Here is an 18,695-nt window from a genome sequence, read left to right on the forward strand (position 1 = left end):
TGACTTTCGTGTCTGCGGTGGAGCACGCGACGAAGGTTTCGTTCCCGCGGCAAAGGTGTTCACGCGGGCAACTGGCTGCTGCAGAACGGCAGCATTGTACTTCCATAGGCCTCCCGGTTCTTTGCAACTTGGGCGATTGGCTTGTCGCAGATCAGCCTGCAATCGCCGGAGCGTGAGCAATCCGTTTCGCCACATAAACACAACGCTTTGATGAATCAGCGTCCTGCACCACCTCAAATCCAATCGCCTTGTAGAACCTTAGCGCGCCATCGTTCTCCGGCATGACTTCGAGGTGGATGCCGGTCGAGCCGCTCGCGGCAAGCCCCTGCTTGAGGAAGGCCATCGCGCGCCGGCCGATGCCTTTCCCGCGCGCCTGCGGCAACAGGTCGATATGGCCATGCGACGGATAGGCGGTCAGCGCAGGCGGAACAGCGAAATCGGGATGATGGACCCGATGCCGCGCCCAGTCGCTGCCGCGCCAGCGCGAGCTGTCGGGTCCGGGGTCTGCCACGCGCCGCTGAAGGTCGGGATACCAGTCTGATGCCAGGCTGGCATTGAAAGCGCCCGTATCGGCCGCGCCAAGCAGGTAGCCGGCCGCACCTGCGGGACTATCGATAATGAAGGCCAGCTCGGGTTCGAGCACCTGGTAGGGAATGGTGTAGAGGAGGCCGAGCAGGTCCGGGTCGTCCTCGCGGCCGCTGGCGTCCTTGCCGGCATCGCCGGTCTTGAGACAGATCATCGCAAGCGCTGCATGATCGGCGGTGGTCGCCCGGCGCAGGAAGAAACCGCCGCCGAAATCGACGATCATGGCGGCAGCAGCCGGAAATCCTTGCCCTCGGGCAAAAGCTGCCCGCCGTCGACGATAATGGTCGTGCCGGTGATGTAGCTGGCGTCGTCGGAGGCCAGGAACAGGAAGGCATTGGCCACGTCGCGCGGGCTGCCGAGGCGGCCGAGCGGGATGGCGTCTTCCATGTTCTTGATGAAGGCCGCACCGCGATGCTGCTCTATGCCTTCGGTGAGGATGTTGCCGGGCTCGACGCCGTTGACGGTGATGCCGTAGCCGGAGAATTCGAGCGCAGCCGAACGGATCAGCCCGTTGATGCCGGCCTTGGTCGCCGAATAATGGCCGTGGCCGGGACTGGTGACATGCGGGCCCGTGATCGAGGAGGTGAACAGCATGCGGCCAAAACGCTGTGCCTTCATCGGCACCAGCGCCGCGCGTGCGGCGACAAAGCTGCCGCGCAAATTCACCGCCATGACCCGGTCCCAATCGTCGGGACTGGTGTTTTCCAGCAATTGCCAGGGATAGATGCCGGCATTCTGGACCATGATGTCGAGCCGGCCGTGATGCGCTAGCGCCAGCGCCACGGCGGCTTGCGCATCGGCCATCTGTGAAATGTCGGTGTGTATGAAGGCGGCGCCGAGCTCGTCCGCAGTCGCTTGCCCGGCCTCAACCTCGGTATCGGCCAGGACAAGCGTCGCGCCCTCTTCGGCAAAGCGTTGTGCGATGCCCTTGCCGATGCCGCGCGCACTTCCGACGATCAGCGCGACCTTACCTTCCAGACGGCCTGTCATGCGAGCCTCTGGCGGATGGTTTGCTTGAAGGCGTCGAGCAGCACGGCGGCGAGGACGAGCAGGCCGTGGATCACCTGGGTGAAGTTGGCCGGCAGGCCCATCAAATTAATCGCCGTATTGATGGCGGAGAGCAGCAGCACGCCGGCATAGACACCGGGCAAGGTGCCGACGCCGCCCTTCAGGCTGACGCCACCGATGACGACCGCGGCGAAGGCGTTGAACAACAGGCCGACGCCCAGATTGGCGGTGGCGCCGGAGGTACGGATTGCCAGCAGCCAGCCGGCAAGGCCGGCGATGGCACCGGCGAGAACAAAGGCTATGACCAGGTTGCGATTGACGCGGATGCCGGCGCGGAACGTCGCCGTCTCGTTGCCGCCGATCATGACCAGGTGCCTGCCAAAGGGCGTCTTGGCCATGATCAGCGAGAACACCACGAAGCACGCAATGGCGATCCAGGCCGTCAACGGCAGGCCGCCCAGGCGCTGGATGCCGAACCAGCGGATTGCCGGCGCAAGGTCTTGTGCCGAGCGGCCACCGGAGATGACCAGCACCAGGCCGCGTACCCAGATGTAGGAGGCCAGCGTGATGATGAAGGCGCTCATCTTCACCCTGACCACCAGATAGCCGTTGAAAGCGCCGATGAGGGCGCCGACGGCAAGCGCGATGAGCAGCGAAACCGGAACCATCAGCCATTGCGGCTGCAACTGGATGCCAAGGCCGATGCCCGACGAGCAGAACAGGATGCCGACCGCCATGGCGCTGAGCGCCGCCACCGATTCGACCGACAGGTCCATATGGCCGGCGATGATGACCAGCGCCAAGCCGATCGACATGACGCCGAGCACGCTCGAGGCCTCGATGATGTTGGCGAAGATGCCGAGCTGAAAATAGTTCGGGATGAGGATGGAAAAGACCACCAGCACGAAGACCAGCATGAACCAGACAAGATTGTCGAGGATGAACTCGAGGGTTTGGCGCGTGCGAGGGTTCATCTGCGGATCCGGTTGGCGCATGACCCGAAGAACCACTCGGTCGTCGGAAAGATCAGGCGCGGTTGAAAATTGCTGCAGCATTCCCGTGCGCGTCCGTTTGAACGCACCGGGCTGCAGGGCTGGGCTCCGGGCCTGCGTGGCCCGGAGCTTCTGGCGAGTTCGCTATTCGACCGGCTTTATGGTTTCGGCCGGCGGCTTCATGTTGCCCCAGAAGGCTGGGTTATCGACATTTTCCTTGGTGATCGCAGCGCCGGGGATCTTGATGTTCGGCCCCCACGCTTCCTTGGTCAGGGTCGATTTCAGGCCAAGCACATCATATTCGCCGGGCTTGATCTCCTGCTTGTTGACCACCTTGTCCATGAACATGGCGACCGCCGCGGCCTGGGCGTAGAGCGGCTGCTCGACTTCGACATTGAGCCAGCCCTTGCGGATCAGGTCGAGGCCGACCGGAGCGCCGTTCGAACTCATCAGCATGACGTCGCCCGGTTTCTTGCCGGCGGCCTCGAGCGAGGCGACGGCAGCGACCGAAAGATGCGCGGCGTGGCTGAAGATCAGGTCGATGTCGGGGTTGGCGAGCAGCTGGTCGTTGACGATGGTCCCGGCTGCATCCGCCGCCCATTGCATGGCCGGCAGCGAGATGATCATGACGTCCGGGAACGCCTTCATCTTCTCCTCGAAACCCTTCTGGATGTCGAGCGTGTAGGGGTCGCCCGGATCGCCGAGCACCTGCAGGATCTTGCCTTTCACCGAGCCGTTCTTCGCGGTCAGGAGTTTTTGCGCCTGATCGGCGGCGACGTAGCCGATCTCGACGGTTCCGGCCACCGAGGTGAAGTCGGAAGGCGTCGAGGTGATCTGGCGGTCGAACTCGACGACCGGGATGCCGGCGGCACGGGCGGCCTCGATCGACGGTTTCAGCGCATTGAAATCGACGGCGGCAAGGATGATCGCCGACGGCTTCAGCGCGATGACGTCGTTCATCTGCGATTGCTGAGCGTCGGTCTTGTTGTCGGCGTTCAGCGTCTTCATCTCGTAGCCGACCTGCTTCAGGAACAATTCCAGCGCGCTCACCGAGCCGGTCTGGAACTCATCGAGCAGTGTCGGCACCATGTAGTAGACGGTGCCCTTGGACTGAGCGAATGCCGGCGTGAGCGTGGCAAAGGCCAGTGCCAGGATACCGAAGACGGAAAGAAGTATTTTCTTCATGTCGTTCGCTCCTCTTGCGCCGGACCCCTCATTTGTCCCTCAGCTCGCCGGTCCGGCACCGGCAAGCGTCTCTCCGGTGATCATGTTGATCACCGCGTCGGGACTTGTTTTGCTGCGTGCGACATCGCCAGCCACGACGCCTTGCCGGATCACCACGATCCGGTCGGCAACCTGGAAGGCCTGTTGCATGATATGAGTGATGATGACGACGCCGATACCCTGGCTCGCCACCTGGCGGATCATGTCGAGGCCGCGCCGCGTCTGCTCGACGCCGAGCGCTGCGAACGGCTCGTCGAGAAGCACCAACTTGCCGCCAAAATGCACGAACCGGTTGAGCTCGATGGCCTGCCGCTGACCGCCGGAGAGGTGCTCGACATTGGTGCGAAGCGAGGGAATGCGGGTGCCGGCGCTGGCCAGCGCCTTTTGCACCACCTGCTCCATGGCGCGCTCGTCGAGCACCGGAATGCCGAGAACCTTCCTGGTGATCTCGCGGCCCATGAAGAAATTGGCGACCACGTCGACATTGGTGCAAAGCGACAGGTCCTGGTAGACGGTCTCGATCCCCGCGGCCTTGGCCTCGGCAGGGGATTTGGCGAGGAATTCCTTGCCTTCGAACAGCATGCGGCCGGAACTCGGCTCGAGCCCGCCGGCAATGATCTTGACCAGCGTCGATTTGCCGGCGCCGTTGTCGCCGAGCAGCGCCACCACTTCGCCCTTGCCGATCGAAAAGCTGATGCCTTTCAGTGCTTCGATGGCACCGTAATTCTTGGCAACGTTATCGAGCACCAGCAGCGGTTCGCTCATGCCGCGATCCCCTTGTTATGCAAGAGATCCCGCCCGCGTTCGCGTTCGGCGGTGAAGATCTGGCCGAAGCGTGGCGAAAGCACCCCTGAGACGGCAAGCGCTGCGGCGCCGCGCAACACCGCATGCTGGCCGCCGCGCGCGACGCTGACGCGGGGCGTCGTGCGGTCGCTTCGCGCCGAGACCGAGTTGGGCAGGTGCGCAGCTGCGCCGGCCAGCCTTTCGAGCAGGTCGGTGGAGGCCAGCCCGCCAAGGATGATGGTTTCGGGGTCGAACAGGTTTTCGATGATGGTGATGGCGTTGCGGAAGATCGGCGCGATCTCGCTCACCCAGTCGGCGTCGGCAATGTTGCGGCGCCGCAGCGCCTCGAGCGAGAGATACCGTTCGAGGCAGCCGCGATTGCCGCACGGGCAGGGCTCGCCGCCCGGCACAGCGGGAATGTGGCCGATTTCGCCGGCATTGCCCCAGGCGCCGCGCAATGCGGCTCCGTCATGCACCATGACGCCGCCGAGGCCGACACCGAAATAGAGATAGTAATATTCGGAATAGGCCGTGCCGAGGCCATAGAGGCGCTCGCCGATGGCAGCCGCCGCCATGTCGGTTTCGAAAAAGGCCGGCAGCCCGGTCGAGGCGGCCAGCCGCTCGCGCAGCGCCACATCCTTCCAGCCGGTCATGGTGGTCGGACCGACAAAGCTCATGGACTCCACGCCAAACGGCCCGGGCAACGCCATGCCGATGCCGAGGACGCGGCCACCGGGCCGCAGTGCTGTCAATTCGAGCACCATGGCGCCGATCAGCTCGAAGGCGTGGTCGGGCGTTGCATTTGGGGCCTCGCGGTAGCTGCTCTCGATGACATCGCCGCTGAGGTTGATCAGCGCGGCATTGATGCCGAGCGGGGTGACGTGAATGCCGACGGCATAGCCGCCTTCCGGATTGATCCGCAGCGTTGCCGGGGGCAGTCCGCGCCCCTTGGGCTCTTCGCGCAGCGACAACACGTAACTGTGCTCTTCCAGCTCGCGAACGATGGTCGACACCGTCTGCACGGTGAGCCCGACCCGCCTGGCAATGTCGCCGCGGGCGATCGGCCCGTGAAGGCGAATGGATTCGAGCACGATGCGCCGGTTGTACGGCCGCCCGAACTCCTGATTGGTTCCCCGCAGTGCCATGCCTTGCGCCCTCGAGAGAGGCCAGACTGGCACCGAAGATTTATTCAGTCAAATGGAATTCAAAAATAAATTTACAGCCCGCGCACAGCGAACCTGGCGGATGGCCGCTCGACGGAATGGTCAATAGCGGATGGCACGGCGCTCCAGCAGAACCACGATTGAGAACATCGCGATCGACAAGGACGACGACAGCACGATTGCCGCATAGAGCCGGTCCGACTGATAGTTAAAGGTCGCCTGGATGATGAGCGCGCCGAGGCCCTTATCCGACCCGATCCACTCGCCGACAATAGCGCCGATCACGGCCGTGGCCGAAGCAATTCTCAGCGAGGAGAACAGCATCGGCAATGCTCTTGGCAGGCGCAGGCTCCAGAAGATCTCCCAGCGCGTAGCCGATAGCACCCGGAACAGTTCGTGCTCGTTGTCGCTGGCCGAGTCCAGCCCGCGGATCATGTTGACCAGCGTCGGGAAGAAGCAGATCACCGCCGCGATCACGATCTTCGGCGTCATGCCGAGCCCGAAGATCAGGATGATAATCGGCGACAGCGCCAGGATGGGAATGGTGTTGAAGAACAGCACGACCGGAAAATAGGCCGCCTGCAGGATGCGGCTGTGCACGAACAGCACCGCCAGCAGCACACCGGCAAGATTGCCGATGACAAATCCCGCCAGCGCCTCGATCAGCGTCGGCCAGAGATTGCTGAGCAGCAAAGCAAGACTCTTCCGGAACACGCCTGATATGGCCGTCGGCGTCGGTACGATATAGGCCGGCACGCCGAGCCATGGCAGCAGGAACTGCCAGGCGAGCAGGATCGAGGCCGCGCCAAAAACGGGCAGGGCGACGGCCAGCGCCGATGGCAAGGGCGCCTGCCTCATGAGGCCTGTTCCAGCGCGCCGCGCAGTTCGGCCATCGCGGCAACGATCGCCGGATCCTCGCGCGAACAGCGGTTGCCTGCCTGCTTGAACGGCCGCATGTCGAGGTCTCTCGCCAGGCGGCCCGGATTGGCGGCGAGAACGATGACCCGTTCTCCGAGATAGGCGGCTTCGGCGATCGAATGAGTAACGAAAAGGATGGTCGCGCCGGTGCGCCGCCACAACGACAAAAGCTCGTCGTTGAGGCGGTCGCGGGTGATCTCGTCCAGCGCACCGAAGGGCTCGTCCATCAAAAGCAGCCTGGGTTGCCCGAGCAGTGACCGGGCGATCGCCACGCGCTGGCGCTGGCCGCCGGACAATTGGTGCGGCAGACGCTCACCGAACCCGGCAAGCCCCATCAGATCAAGCAGCTCGTCGGTTCGATCGTCTATTGTCCGGGTAAGCCGGCCTTGTCCGACATCGAGCGGCAGGTGGACGTTGTCGCGCACGGTGCGCCAGGGCAGCAGGGTCGAGTCCTGGAAGACGAAACCGACATCGCGCCGCGAACGGACAGCATGCGGTGTGTCGCCAAGCACGGTGATCGAGCCGCCGAGCGGATCGAGCAAGTCGGCCACCACCCTGAGGAACGTCGACTTGCCGCATCCCGAAGGTCCAAGGATCGACAGGAAGGAGCCGGCCTCGACCGACAGGTCGAGACCGGAGAGCACTTTCACCACCGGCTGCCGGCCGCTATAGCCGACATCCAGCCTGCGGGCCTCGATCGCCTTCGCCATCAAGCGGCGGGCGCGTCGAGCTTGGGTCGGTCGGCGGCCGACAATTCGAGTATCTTGGTGGTGTAGACATCGGCTGCCGCGGGCCGGCCGTTCGGGTATTGGCCGACCTTGTCCAGCAGCGCCAGCTGCTCCTCGATCGAGGCGGGATCGAAGGTTCCCCATCCGTCCTTGACGGTTGCACCGTCAAAGGAGAGTTTCAGCACCAGATTGATCGTCTTCTGCTCCCAGCCAAGGTCCATTTCCGGATAGGCTTCGACCATCTTCTTGACGGCTTCCTGCGGATTGGCGTGCACCCAGCCCCAGCCCTTGGCGACGGCGCCGATGAATTTCGCCAGCATTTCCGCATCCTGTTCGATCGCTGTGTCGGTAGCGAAATAGACGTCGGCATAGGAGTTCAGCCCGAGGTCGCGCACCAGAAGATCGATCCTGTCGTCGCCGACGACGCTCAGCGCCTGGGTGTTGGTGATCCATCCGCCAATCGCGTCGACGTCGCCGCGCACCAGCGGCGCCTTGTCGAAGCCGACATTGACGACGGTGACCTCGGACGGATCAATGCCGTTCTTGGCCAGGATCTCATCGATGACGAAGCGCGCCGTCGGCTGGATGCCGATCTTTTTGCCCTTGAGGTCGGCCACGCCGCGGATCGGCTTGGCAGGCTTCGAGGTGAAGGCATAGGGACCGGTGCGGAAGCCACAGGCGATGATCTTCACCGGCACGCCGCTGGCACGCGCCGCGTAGAGCTGCGGCGTTTCGGAAAACTGGCCGAGTTGTGCGGCGCCCGAAATCACCGGCGGCACCGTCGCCGCATTGGGACCGCCCGGGCTGAATTCCACCTCGAGGCCCACCTCCTTGAAATAGCCGTTGGCGACCGCGGCGATGTCGCCAATCTGTCCGTTGGACATCAGCCAATCATACTGGATGACGACCTTTCCGGCAGCCTTGGCGCCCGGCGTCAGCACGAGCTGCATTCCGGCCGAAGCTGCCGCGACAGCGGCGAAGCCGGCTTTCACGAAGCTGCGGCGGTTCATGTCGTAGTCTCTGTTCCCACTCATTTTTTGCTCCTGTTGCAAGACGTTCTCGTCTCTTCATTGCGCGCCGTTCCCGTGGCGCGGCGTCGTCTACGGCTGTTCGTCGTGATAGTCGCCGGGGCCGCCGTCGAGCCAGGCGTATAGTTCCCAAAGCGTGTCGTCGGGATCGGTGAAATATGCGCAGCGCGCGTTCCAGACATAATCCTCCGGCGGGCCGTAGAAGGGCACGCCCTTGGCTGCCAGTTCGCCATGGAGCCGGTCGATCTCGCCGGGCGCGTCTAGCCTGACCGCCACGCAGACCTTGTGCGCCTGGCGCGGCGACCTCAACTTCGAGACGCCGGTGTGCCGGTTGATGTGATCGATCTCCCACGCCGCCAGCGTGACGCCCTCGCCATGAAAGTCGGCAAAGCCCTCGGCGCGACGCCGCAGGCGGAAGCCGAGTTTTTCGACATAGAATTCAACCGTCCGCTCGATATTTTCGACGAGCAGGCAGACGTCCGAAATCGCATATGCGCCTCCGACCGGCATGGCTACCTCCCTGTGCTGTGCGCGGCGCGCGATGCTGGCAGTTTGACGCCGACGCGGTCGGCGGCGCCGACGATGTGGGCGCGCATCGCCGCCTCGGCGGCCGTGGGATCGCCCGCGACCAGCGCCTCGTAGATGCGCACATGCTCCCCGACATTGACTTCGACCAGGTCGTGCAGCGGATTGGTGAGGCGCGCGTAGTGGATCGAGCGGCGGATCTGCTCGCAAACGAAGGAGATAAAGGTGTGGATGTAATTGTTGCCGGTCGCCCGTGCGATCTCGCGATGGAACAAAAGGTCGGCGTCGATGCTGCCTTCTTCCCAGCGCTCCTCGCCGCTCATCCGGTCTAGCGCCGCCTTGATTGCGTCGAGGTGCTCCTGCCCGCGCCGTTCGGCGGCGAGCGCAGCTGACTCGGCTTCCAGTATGCAACGCAGCTCGAACAGCCGCTCCATATTCCCGGTCGCTTTCAGCGCCTCGCCATCGATCCGGATCGAGGCGCGCTGCTCCGGCGCCAGCACGAAGGCGCCGACGCCTTGCCGGGCTTCGATCATGCCATCGGCCCTGAGTTGAGCGATCGCCTCGCGCACCACATTGCGACTGACGCCGAATTTTTCCGAGAGCTGCTGCTCGGTCGGCAGCCGCGTGCCCGGATTGAGGTCGCCGGATTCGATCTCGCGGCTGAGGAATGCGGCGACGCGATGCGGCAGCGCCTCCACCGTGCCGATAGCGGCCAGTCTTTGCTTCATGGAAAGGTCTCCATTGGTGGCAGCAGGCAGCCGGGATTCATTGACCCCTGAGGGTCGATCGTTGTTTTGAGGGCCGTGATGAGCCGGCGATGGGCAGGCGCCAGGCCGGCCCAGAAAGTGCGATGACGGGTGCGGCCGATACCGTGCTCGGCGCTGATCGAGCCGCCAAGCGCGCCGACGATCTGGTAGAGTCCGGCGGTGATCTCCGCGCCCTGGGCACGAGCTTCACCCTCGGCGAGCCCAAGCGGTGGCAGCACGTTGAAATGGATGTTGCCGTCGCCGGCATGACCATAGGCCTGCGGCAGCCAACCAGGATGTTCCAGCGCCACCAATTGGCGGGCCTGATCGATGAGGGCAGGGATGTCCGATATCCTGACCGCAAGGTCGGTGCGCACATGGTAGCCGCGTCTTGCCTGGCCCTCGACCAGCCCTTCGCGGATCGCCCAGAAGGCCCTAGCCTGTGCGACGCTTTCAGCAAGGACGGCCTCGGCAACCAGACCGCTCTCAATGGCTCCGGCCAGGAAATCGACCAGCATGGAGCGCAGATCGACCGTAGCACTTGCGGAGAGTTCGATCAGCACGTGGACGGGAGCTTCGACCGGCGAAACGATGTTGGCATCGATCAAGCGCGCGAGCGCGATGCACTCCGATCCAATGATCTCGAAGGCCGAAATCAGATCGGATGAGGCCCGGCGAGCCTGCCGGAACAGGGTGATGGCCGCTTCGAACGAAACGAGACCGAGATAAGCGGTCTCGACCCGGGCCGGTTTCGGAAACAGCTTGAGCTCGACGCCGGTGATGATGCCGAGCGTTCCTTCGCTGCCGATGAAGAGCTGCTTCAGGTCGTAGCCTCGATTGTCCTTGCGCAGGCCGGAAAAGCCGCTCCACAACTCGCCATCGGGCAGGACGACTTCGAGGCCGAGGATGATATCGCGCGCCATGCCATAGCGCAGCACGTTGGTGCCGCCGGCATTGCTGGCCGCATTGCCGCCGATCTGGCAGCTTCCCTGCGCGCCGAGCGCCAGCGGAAACAGGCAATCCTCTGCTTCTGCCGCATCCTTGATGTGCTGCAGGATGCAGCCGGCATCGGCCTGCAGGACGAAATTGTCGGCGTCGACGAGACGGATGCCGTTCAACCGCTCCAGACTGACGACCACCGCGCCACGGGAGTCGATGTCGATTGCACCCGCCACCAGCCCCGTGTTCCCGCCCTGTGGGATGATTCCGAGCCCGAGCGTGCCGCAGAGCCGCGCCACAGCCTGGACTTCGCTGACGGAAGCAGGCTTCAGCACCGCAAGGGCTCCGCCGCGATGATCCCCGGACCAGTCCAAAAGGTATTTCGCCATGCCGGCAGCGTCGGCGGTCACGCCGCTTTGTCCGACAGCGCCCTCCAGAGCATTCAGAATTTCAGGCGGGATACCATGAACGGTCATTACAAGCCTGCTGGACTGAGGCATAGGCTTATACATATCATCCTACAACTGCGTCGGAGTCAACGCTGTGGGGCAGAGGCCCTCAAGGGCTGGAGCCGAATGTTTGCTGGGGAGAATAGAGCGAAGGGCGATCGCCCGAGGATACTTAGGTGAGGCCGCCTTGGCCTGGCTGCGCCGGCCCGATGCCGCTCAATTGCTGGGTCGTCTGAGGAGCAGCCCGGCTCCTAGAGATACCGCTCGACCTTCTTGCCGACGGTCAAAAACCGCAGCGGGTCGATCGCCTCGCCATTGTGGCGAACCTCGTAGTGCAGATGCGGGCCGGTCGAGCGGCCGCTGTTGCCGGTCTTGCCGATGATGTCCCCGGCATCGAGCTTCTGGCCGACGGCGACGTCGATTTTGCTGAGATGTCCGTAACGCGTCACAAAACCGTTGCCGTGGTCGACCTCGACCATGCGGCCGTAGCCGCCGTTCCAGCCGGCCTTGACGACGACGCCGGCTGCCGTGACCTTGGCCGGCATGCCGACCGGCGCCCTGAAATCCATGCCGGAATGCAAGGCGGCCGTGCCGAGGATGGGGTCGGTGCGCACGCCGAACGGGCTGGTGACGCTATGGCCGGGGGCGGGGTTGGCGAGCGGCAGCCGGCGCGCCTCCTTTTTCAGATGATCCAGCGCGTCAAGCGCCTCGTCCAACTCCTTGACCTTGCTGTCAAAGACCAACGAACTGTCGAGCGGTATCAGCGGGCCGCCGACATCGCTCTTTTCGAATTCGCTGTCGACCGGCAGGCCGGCGGCCTCGAGCGCCTGCGAGATCGCGTCGGCGCTCTTGTAGGCATTGTCGGCAAGTGCCGCGATGCGGGTGAGCTGCTGGCTCTCGATGGTCTTCAGCGAGTTGTTGATCGAAACGAAGAGCTTGTCTGCCCGGTCGGCCGCGCTTTCACTCGGCAGCGGATTGGCGCGGGTCGACCACAGCGAGAACGGCCTCGTGTCGTTGCTGGCAAGGGGCGCAGCAAGGCTGGCGACGGAATAGGCCATCGGCTGGATGCTGCCGGTCGCGTCGGCATGTTCGTCCGGCTTTGCCGTCGGCACGGGCGGCGTTGCGACCTCATTTTCTGCTCGTTCGAGGATCGGGGCGAGGCGGCCGTGACGCAGGCTGAGCTGGCTCTGCCGTTCCAGCAATTCGCTGACCTTGGTTTCCATCAACTGCTGATCGAGAAGCTGGCGGCTGGTGATGCGGTCGACCTGGCCGCGCAATGCCGAGATGCGGTCTTCATAGGCCTGCTGCATGCGCGCCTGCCGCGCCGTCGTGGCGCCGATCAGGTCGTCGCGCAGCACCAGATAAGAGGTCGCCAGCAGGTAGCCAATGACGATCGCCGCCAGCGCCGAGCCGCAAAATGCGGCCAGCCACGGACGTATGGTGAAATGCCTTATCTGGTCGCCCCGGGCGATGATGACGGTGTGGGGCTCTCTGCGTCTGCCGAAGACCGCTGACTGACTGGCTACGTTCACGGGACCAAGCTTTCGTTACGACACCAACGACGAGCCTGATTACACATTATTAGGGTTAACAAAGTTTTGCCGGACCGAACGACGGGCAAAGGTATTCGCGCAAAACGGGCATCGAATTGTAGCGGCGTGCCGCAGCTCTCAAAGGGCGCGAACCGCCTCCAGCACCGCTTCGGCGTGGCCTTTGACGCGGACGTTACGCCAGATCCTGGCGATGCGTCCGTCCCGGCCGACCAGGAACGTCGCCCGCTCGACGCCCATATAAATGCGGCCGTAGAGCTTCTTTTCGACCCACAAATGGTAGGCCTCGATCACCTTGCGCTCTTCGTCGGCGACCAGGTCGATGCTCAGATCGTATTTCGCCTTGAACTTGTCGTGCTTCTTGACGCTGTCCGGCGACAGCCCGATGACGACAGCGCCGGCCTTTTCGAATTCCGGCTTCAACTGCGAAAAGCCGATCGCCTCGCTGGTGCAGCTTGTGGTGTCGTCCTGTGGGTAGAAATAGAGTACGATGGGTTTTCCCAGCAGTGCGGCGAGGCTGAGTGAACCGCCGCCGTCGCGCGGAAGATCGAATTGCGGCGCAACATCGCCCACGTCGAGGTCAGCCATACCGATGCCCTTGTTTGAGGTTACGCGCCAGGCTGCATCGATATAATGTCGAGCGGGGATTCGTCCACGATCGAATTCGTTTCAACGGAAGATTGCGTGGATCAGGAGCTACCGCAGCACGAGAAGATCAGGTTCAGGCGTGACGAGATCACCGACCTGGGGACCTTTCCGTCCGCGTGCCGCGTCCCGCCGCTCGGCCAGGCGTCGATCGGTCGCGGCGTTCGTTTGATGGCGCGGCTGTTTGCCGGCCTCGTCGCCCTTGTGCTGCTGGCTGCGGCCGGTGTCTATGCGATCGGCGTGTCCGGTTTCGGCTCGGAGCGGCTTCGCGCGGAAGCCGAGACGGCAATCGAGAAATTGGCCGGCTTCGATGTCGACGTTGCCGTCGGGCCGGCCCGGCTGACGCTTGACGGGTCGAGCTTCATTGCGCTGCAGGTCAGCGACGTCAGCCTCAAGACCGCCGACGGCAAACCGATGGCCGATGCCGGCCGGGTCCGCTTCGGCATCCGGCTCATCCCGCTGCTTTCGGGCGAGGTGCGGCTGACCAGCGCCCGGATTTCCGACGCGCACATCGTCATGGCGGCGATGCCGTCCGGCGGCGACTGGACGGCCGGGCTGCGCAACCAGGATGGCCTCATCGATCCGGAAAAACTTTCCGCCGCCGTCTTCGCCAACGTCAACCGCGCGCTCGATGCGGTGCGCGAGGATTCGGTGCGCCAGATCGATCTGCGCAATGTCGAGCTGGCACTGCCCGAGACCGGATCGGTCAAGTCGGTCACCATCGCCGACGCCTCCGTATCGCAGTCGGGACCGGGAAGCATGGAGTTTTCATCCGACGCGGATGTCGACGGCAGGGCGCTCACCATCGCCGCTTCCGCCACCCGCGATCCGGCGACGCGACGCATCACCACGCTGGACGCCAGCATCCAGGCGGCCGACGCCGACACTGCGGCTGCAGGTGGCAAATTGGGCGCAATCGCCTTGAAGCTGGCGGGGTCGGAAGCGGCCGGCGACAACGGCTCGCGGCTGACCGCTGCCCTGTCGCTGACCGGATCGGTGCTCGATCTCGGTTCGCGCGGCCTGCTTCCGGCCGACGTCGATCTCGATGCAACGCTCGTCGCCGGTTCGAACAAGATCCAGGTCGACGGATTGCTGGTGAAGACCGGCCGCTCGACCTTCGATTTTGCCGGTTCGATCGGGCCGAAGCCGGCGACCGGCACAGCGGGCGAGGAGCCATCCTATCGCTACGACCTGACCAGCGACGGTTCGACCTTGGCGCCGTCGGATTCGCCGGAACCGGCGCTCAGCTTCATTGCCCGTATTGCCGGCATCTACCAGCCGACGAGCCAAAAGCTGGTCGCCGAGCAGATCGGCGTCCGGTCCGGACCGGGCAGCGAAGTGCTGGGCACGGCTTCGGTTTCATTCGTCGCCAACCAGGCGCCGGGCATTTCGGTGGCGCTCAATGTCCACGACATGCCGGTCTCGCACGTCAAGCAATTATGGCCGTGGTTTTCGGCGCGCAATGCCAGGCTGTGGGTGCTTAAGAACCTGTTCGGCGGCCGCGTCGTCGATGGCAGCCTGCAATTCCAGGTCGTACCCGGACGGCTCGGCAACGGCGTGCCGCTTTCCGCCGATGAAGTCTTCGGCCGATTCCAGGTTGAAGGATCGCGCTTCGACACGGCCGGCCGTATTCCGCCGATCCGCGATGCCGTCGGCGTCGTCGGCTTCCACGGCAACGACGTCGACGTCGCGCTGTCCTCGGGCAGCGTCTATATGCCGAGCGGCCGTACCGTGGCGGCAAGCAACGGCACGCTCACCGTCAAGGCGGCGAACCATCCGCCGGTGATCGGCGCGCTCGACATCGATGTCGCCGGCGAGGCGCCGGCGATCGCCGAACTGGCATCTTATGACCCGATCAACGCCATGCGCCATGTCGGCCTGCTGCCGGACGACCTGTCCGGCACGGTGACCGGCCACGTCAAGGCCGATATTCCGCTGCAGTCCGGCGTCGACTCCTCCAAACTCGATTGGCTGGTGGCGCTCGACTACAAGGACCTGTCGCTGGCCAAGCCGTTCGAGGGCCAGACGGTCAGCCATGCCGACGGCTCGATCACCGTCGCACCCGACCGGGCGGTGATCTCGGCCAAGGCGCTGCTCAACGGCATTCCGGCCGAGCTCGACCTGATCGAGCCGCTCAGGGATGGCGGCCCGCCGCGCAGTCGTAAAGTAGCGCTGGTGCTCGACGACAAGACCCGCGCCACCGCCATGCCTGGCCTGTCGACGCTGCTTTCCGGAACCATCAAGGTGGCGATCGACAAGAGCGGCACCGGCAACCAGAACGTGTCGGCCGACCTGACCAATGCCAGGCTGGACATTCCCTGGGCCGGCTGGAGCAAGGGCCCCGGCATCCCCGCCAAGGTCACCTTCGCCATGGCGAAGACCGGCGACACCACGACGCTGTCCAATTTCGAACTCGACGGCAAGACCTTCTCCATCGACGGCAGCGCGGTGCTGGTCAACGGCGCCTTGTCCTCGGCCCGGTTCAGCAAGGTCACGTTGAACAGGGGCGACGACGTCGCCGTCTCGGTGAAGCGGTCGGGCAAGGCCTATGCGGTCGAGGTTAGCGGCAGCGCGCTGGACGCACGCTCGCTGATCAAGCAATTCACGTCCGACGTCGACACCGCCACCAAGACCACCGGCGTCGATACGATCTCGGTCAGCGCCGACGTCAGTTCCCTGACCGGCTTCCATGACGAGGTGCTATCGAATCTGAAGCTCGACTACAGCGCCGCCGGCTCCAGGGTGAACGGGCTCAAGGTGAGCGCCACGGCAGATTCGGGAGCCGCTATCACCATCAGCAATACGACCGGCGGCGGCCTGCGCGCGCTCAACATGAAGTCGGCCGATGCCGGTGCCATACTGCGCTTCCTCAACATCTACGAGCACATGGAAGGCGGCTCGATCACGCTGGCACTCACCGGGGCCGGCGACGGGCCGATGAAAGGCCAGGTCGACGCCAAGAACTTCTTTATCGTCAACGAGCCGAAGCTCGCCTCGATCGTGTCGACGACGCCGGCTGGCGACAGCCGTAGCCTCAACGAGGCGGTCAAAGGCAATCTCGACACGTCGAGGGTGAAGTTCGAGCGCGGTTTCAGCGAAATCGAGAAGGGCAGCGGCTATCTGAAGCTGCGCAACGGCGTGCTGCGCGGCTCGCGCATCGGCACCACCTTCCAGGGCACGCTCTACGACCAGAACAACAATATGGACATCACCGGCACGTTCATGCCGGCCTACGGCGTAAACCGCATCTTCGGCGAACTGCCGCTGATCGGCGCGCTGCTCGGCAACGGTCGCGACCGCGGCCTGATCGGCGTCACCTACAGGCTCAAGGGCAACGCCAACAAGCCCAACCTGGAGGTAAATCCGCTATCCGTGATCGCGCCCGGGATATTCCGGTCGATCTTCGAGTATCGTTGAGGCGGCCAGGGTAGGCGGGCAGGGTAGGCGGGTGGACACCGACGCTCTGTAGTGATCCTTCGCGCCCCCCTTGTCCTGCCGGACATCTCCCCCACAAGTGGGGAGATTGGCAGCTTCCACGCTGCGCTCTTCCTGCAACGTTGTAGATTGGCGAAAGCCGGCGCGAAAGCCGATCTCCCCCCTTGTGGGGGAGATGTCCGGCAGGACAGAGGGGGGCGCTGTCCCCCCGGCACCAACGGTTGCGCGTCAAACCGGCCGCACCAGAACGTGCTTCTTCTTGCCGAGCGACAGCTTTGCGACATTTTCCAGGCCCATATCCTGCAGCGTCACCATCCTGCGATCGTCGGCAACGAGCTGGTCGTTGAGGCGCACGGCGCCGCCCTGGATATGCCGCCGCGCCTCGCCGTTTGACCCAGCCAGCCCGGCGGTGACGAACAACGACAATATTCCGACGCCGGCTTCGAGCTCGGCCCTGCCCACCTCGACGGTCGGCAGTGTTTCGGCGAGCGCGCCTTCCTCAAATGTCTTGCGCGCCGTTTCGCTGGCCTCCTCCGCCGCCTCGCGGCCATGCAGCATGGCGGTGATTTCGGTGGCGAGGATCTTCTTGGCCTCGTTGATCTCCGAGCCGCCGAGCCGTTCGAGGCGCGCGACCTCGGCGAGCGGCAAGGTCGTGTAGAGCTTCAGGAAACGGCCGACATCGGCATCCTCGGTATTGCGCCAATATTGCCAGAACTCGTACGGGCTCAACATCTCCGCATCGAGCCAGACCGCGCCCGAGGCCGACTTGCCCATCTTGGCGCCGGACGAAGTGGTGAGCAGCGGCGTCGTCAGCGCATAAAGCTGCGCGCCTTCCATGCGGTGGCCGAGATCGATGCCGTTGACGATGTTACCCCACTGGTCGGAGCCGCCCATCTGCAGCCGGCAGCCGAGGCGCTTGTAGAGCTCCACGAAGTCGTAGGCCTGCAAGATCATGTAGTTGAATTCGAGGAACGACAGCGACTGCTCGCGGTCCAGCCGGAGCTTGACCGAATCGAAGGCCAGCATGCGGTTGACCGAAAAATGCCTGCCGACATCGCGCAGGAAATTGACGTAGTTGATATCCATCAGCCAGTCGGCATTGTTGATCATGACGGCGTCGTTGGGGCCGCTGCCGAATTTGAGGTAGGGCATGAAGTTGCGGCGGATGCCGGCCAGATTGTCCTCGATGTCCTGCGGCGTCAAAAGCTTGCGCGCCTCGTCCTTGAACGACGGATCGCCGATCATTGAGGTGCCGCCGCCCATCAAAGCGATCGGCCGGTGGCCGGTCTGCTGCAGCCAGTAAAGCATCATGATCTGGATCAGCGACCCGGCATGCAGGCTCCTGGCGGTCGCGTCGAAGCCGATATAGGCGCTCACCGTGTCCGTGGCGAAAAGCTGGTCGAGGGCGGCATCGTCCGAGGTCTGGTGGATGAAACCGCGCTCGCTCATCGTGCGCAGGAAATCGGATTTGAAGGCGGACATTTTTCTTTCCTGAAAGGCTTCCGGCCGAACGTGGCTCGGCTATGCATGAAGGCGGGCGTTTAGCACTCAAGCGCGATCAGCAAAAGTGGAATCCGCCCTCTTCCTTCTCCCCCTGTGGGCCTGTTGCGTAATTCGCTGATTGTGATTCTCTGAGGTGGACGGTCTGAGGGAATCGCGATGGCAGTGAAGCAGACGGGCCAGTTGAGCTTGGCGGAGGCTTTTCTAGGCACCAAGCTTGTGGGCGGCACTTCGCCGCTCGACCGATTGTCGGGTCTTGTGAAGTGGTATCGGTTTGAGAAACTGCTCAACCCGCTGCGTGATGGCGGTCCGGGTCGGGCGGCTTGGCCACCGCTGGTCCTGTTCAAGGCGCTTTTGTTGCAATCGCTCTACGAGCTTTCGGACCGTGAGTTGGAAGAGGCGCTTGGCGACCGGCTGTCGTTCCGGCGCTTTGCCGGGCTCGGGCTGGAGGAGAGCATTCCCGATCACACGGTGCTT

17 protein-coding genes are annotated in these 18,695 nt (G+C 64.0%); 2 read left to right on the forward strand and 15 right to left on the reverse strand.

Annotation, left to right across the window (positions count from 1 at the left end):
* Positions 1–151 precede the first annotated feature (151 nt).
* The 14 genes from NKI22_RS17790 to NKI22_RS17855 all read right to left on the reverse strand — a co-directional run bounded on the left by NKI22_RS17790 (position 152) and on the right by NKI22_RS17855 (position 13,226).
* Positions 152–808 carry a GNAT family N-acetyltransferase gene (locus NKI22_RS17790; RefSeq protein WP_352852581.1) on the reverse strand — a complete coding sequence of 219 codons (657 nt, stop codon included), beginning with the start codon at positions 806–808 and terminating at the stop codon, positions 152–154.
* Positions 805–1,575 carry an SDR family oxidoreductase gene (locus tag NKI22_RS17795; RefSeq protein ID WP_352495336.1) on the reverse strand — a complete coding sequence of 257 codons (771 nt, stop codon included), beginning with the start codon at positions 1,573–1,575 and terminating at the stop codon, positions 805–807. Before NKI22_RS17795 ends, NKI22_RS17790 begins: the two co-directional genes overlap by 4 nt.
* Positions 1,572–2,567, reverse strand: coding sequence for an ABC transporter permease (locus NKI22_RS17800; protein WP_352495337.1), 996 nt, complete (start codon positions 2,565–2,567; stop codon positions 1,572–1,574). Before NKI22_RS17800 ends, NKI22_RS17795 begins: the two co-directional genes overlap by 4 nt.
* A gap of 162 nt (positions 2,568–2,729) precedes the next feature.
* Complete coding sequence (locus NKI22_RS17805) at positions 2,730–3,770, reverse strand: sugar ABC transporter substrate-binding protein (RefSeq protein WP_352640082.1); 1,041 nt, start codon at positions 3,768–3,770, stop codon at positions 2,730–2,732.
* A gap of 39 nt (positions 3,771–3,809) precedes the next feature.
* A complete protein-coding gene (locus NKI22_RS17810) occupies positions 3,810–4,574 on the reverse strand; it encodes an ATP-binding cassette domain-containing protein (protein WP_352640083.1) in 765 nt (254 codons plus the stop codon).
* The gene (locus NKI22_RS17815; RefSeq protein WP_352640084.1) at positions 4,571–5,737 is read right to left on the reverse strand and encodes an ROK family transcriptional regulator; all 1,167 of its coding nucleotides are present in this window, start codon (positions 5,735–5,737) and stop codon (positions 4,571–4,573) included. The genes NKI22_RS17810 and NKI22_RS17815 overlap by 4 nt, the downstream gene beginning before the upstream one ends.
* A gap of 120 nt (positions 5,738–5,857) precedes the next feature.
* Positions 5,858–6,613 (reverse strand): ABC transporter permease, encoded by a 756-nt coding sequence (locus tag NKI22_RS17820; RefSeq protein WP_352481189.1) that lies wholly within the window; start codon positions 6,611–6,613, stop codon positions 5,858–5,860.
* Complete coding sequence (locus NKI22_RS17825) at positions 6,610–7,383, reverse strand: ABC transporter ATP-binding protein (protein ID WP_352640085.1); 774 nt, start codon at positions 7,381–7,383, stop codon at positions 6,610–6,612. Before NKI22_RS17825 ends, NKI22_RS17820 begins: the two co-directional genes overlap by 4 nt.
* Positions 7,383–8,411, reverse strand: coding sequence for an ABC transporter substrate-binding protein (locus tag NKI22_RS17830; protein WP_352640093.1), 1,029 nt, complete (start codon positions 8,409–8,411; stop codon positions 7,383–7,385). Before NKI22_RS17830 ends, NKI22_RS17825 begins: the two co-directional genes overlap by 1 nt.
* Before the next feature lie 90 nt (positions 8,412–8,501).
* Positions 8,502–8,939, reverse strand: coding sequence for a VOC family protein (locus NKI22_RS17835; RefSeq protein ID WP_023717347.1), 438 nt, complete (start codon positions 8,937–8,939; stop codon positions 8,502–8,504).
* Between the two features lie 2 nt (positions 8,940–8,941).
* Positions 8,942–9,682: a FadR/GntR family transcriptional regulator gene (locus tag NKI22_RS17840; protein WP_352481187.1), complete on the reverse strand. Its 741-nt coding sequence runs from the start codon at positions 9,680–9,682 to the stop codon at positions 8,942–8,944.
* On the reverse strand, positions 9,679–11,115 hold the full coding sequence (locus NKI22_RS17845; RefSeq protein ID WP_352640086.1) for an FAD-binding oxidoreductase: 1,437 nt from the start codon (positions 11,113–11,115) through the stop codon (positions 9,679–9,681). The genes NKI22_RS17840 and NKI22_RS17845 overlap by 4 nt, the downstream gene beginning before the upstream one ends.
* Before the next feature lie 224 nt (positions 11,116–11,339).
* On the reverse strand, positions 11,340–12,620 hold the full coding sequence (locus tag NKI22_RS17850; protein ID WP_352640087.1) for a M23 family metallopeptidase: 1,281 nt from the start codon (positions 12,618–12,620) through the stop codon (positions 11,340–11,342).
* A 138-nt stretch (positions 12,621–12,758) separates the two neighbouring features.
* On the reverse strand, positions 12,759–13,226 hold the full coding sequence (locus tag NKI22_RS17855) for a peroxiredoxin (RefSeq protein ID WP_023717351.1): 468 nt from the start codon (positions 13,224–13,226) through the stop codon (positions 12,759–12,761).
* A 96-nt stretch (positions 13,227–13,322) separates the two neighbouring features.
* Between NKI22_RS17855 and NKI22_RS17860 the strand changes: the two genes are divergently transcribed.
* On the forward strand, positions 13,323–16,700 hold the full coding sequence (locus NKI22_RS17860) for a hypothetical protein (RefSeq protein WP_352717514.1): 3,378 nt from the start codon (positions 13,323–13,325) through the stop codon (positions 16,698–16,700).
* Between the two features lie 246 nt (positions 16,701–16,946).
* Here the strand turns inward: NKI22_RS17860 and tyrS are convergent, their stop codons facing one another.
* Complete coding sequence (gene tyrS / locus NKI22_RS17865) at positions 16,947–18,200, reverse strand: tyrosine--tRNA ligase (RefSeq protein WP_352640089.1); 1,254 nt, start codon at positions 18,198–18,200, stop codon at positions 16,947–16,949.
* A gap of 177 nt (positions 18,201–18,377) precedes the next feature.
* Between tyrS and NKI22_RS17870 the strand changes: the two genes are divergently transcribed.
* Positions 18,378–18,695: transposase (locus NKI22_RS17870; protein WP_352958633.1), on the forward strand; the 318-nt coding region annotated here is incomplete at its 3' end.

The sequence above is a fragment of the Mesorhizobium sp. M0778 genome (genome assembly GCF_040320105.1).
Classification (GTDB): Bacteria; Pseudomonadota; Alphaproteobacteria; order Rhizobiales; family Rhizobiaceae; genus Mesorhizobium.

Bases quoted from the DNA above. Each gene is read 5' to 3' on its own strand.
- NKI22_RS17795 (WP_352495336.1), bottom strand. From the start codon at position 1,575: ATGACAGGCCGTCTGGAAGGTAAGGTCGCGCTGATCGTCGGAAGTGCG.
- NKI22_RS17810 (WP_352640083.1), bottom strand. From the start codon at position 4,574: ATGAGCGAACCGCTGCTGGTGCTCGATAACGTTGCCAAGAATTACGGT.
- NKI22_RS17825 (WP_352640085.1), bottom strand. From the start codon at position 7,383: ATGGCGAAGGCGATCGAGGCCCGCAGGCTGGATGTCGGCTATAGCGGC.
- NKI22_RS17830 (WP_352640093.1), bottom strand. From the start codon at position 8,411: ATGAACCGCCGCAGCTTCGTGAAAGCCGGCTTCGCCGCTGTCGCGGCA.
- NKI22_RS17815 (WP_352640084.1), bottom strand. From the start codon at position 5,737: ATGGCACTGCGGGGAACCAATCAGGAGTTCGGGCGGCCGTACAACCGG.
- NKI22_RS17820 (WP_352481189.1), bottom strand. From the start codon at position 6,613: ATGAGGCAGGCGCCCTTGCCATCGGCGCTGGCCGTCGCCCTGCCCGTT.
- NKI22_RS17855 (WP_023717351.1), bottom strand. From the start codon at position 13,226: ATGGCTGACCTCGACGTGGGCGATGTTGCGCCGCAATTCGATCTTCCG.
- NKI22_RS17790 (WP_352852581.1), bottom strand. From the start codon at position 808: ATGATCGTCGATTTCGGCGGCGGTTTCTTCCTGCGCCGGGCGACCACC.
- NKI22_RS17845 (WP_352640086.1), bottom strand. From the start codon at position 11,115: ATGACCGTTCATGGTATCCCGCCTGAAATTCTGAATGCTCTGGAGGGC.
- NKI22_RS17800 (WP_352495337.1), bottom strand. From the start codon at position 2,567: ATGAACCCTCGCACGCGCCAAACCCTCGAGTTCATCCTCGACAATCTT.
- tyrS (WP_352640089.1), bottom strand. From the start codon at position 18,200: ATGTCCGCCTTCAAATCCGATTTCCTGCGCACGATGAGCGAGCGCGGT.
- NKI22_RS17805 (WP_352640082.1), bottom strand. From the start codon at position 3,770: ATGAAGAAAATACTTCTTTCCGTCTTCGGTATCCTGGCACTGGCCTTT.
- NKI22_RS17835 (WP_023717347.1), bottom strand. From the start codon at position 8,939: ATGCCGGTCGGAGGCGCATATGCGATTTCGGACGTCTGCCTGCTCGTC.
- NKI22_RS17840 (WP_352481187.1), bottom strand. From the start codon at position 9,682: ATGAAGCAAAGACTGGCCGCTATCGGCACGGTGGAGGCGCTGCCGCAT.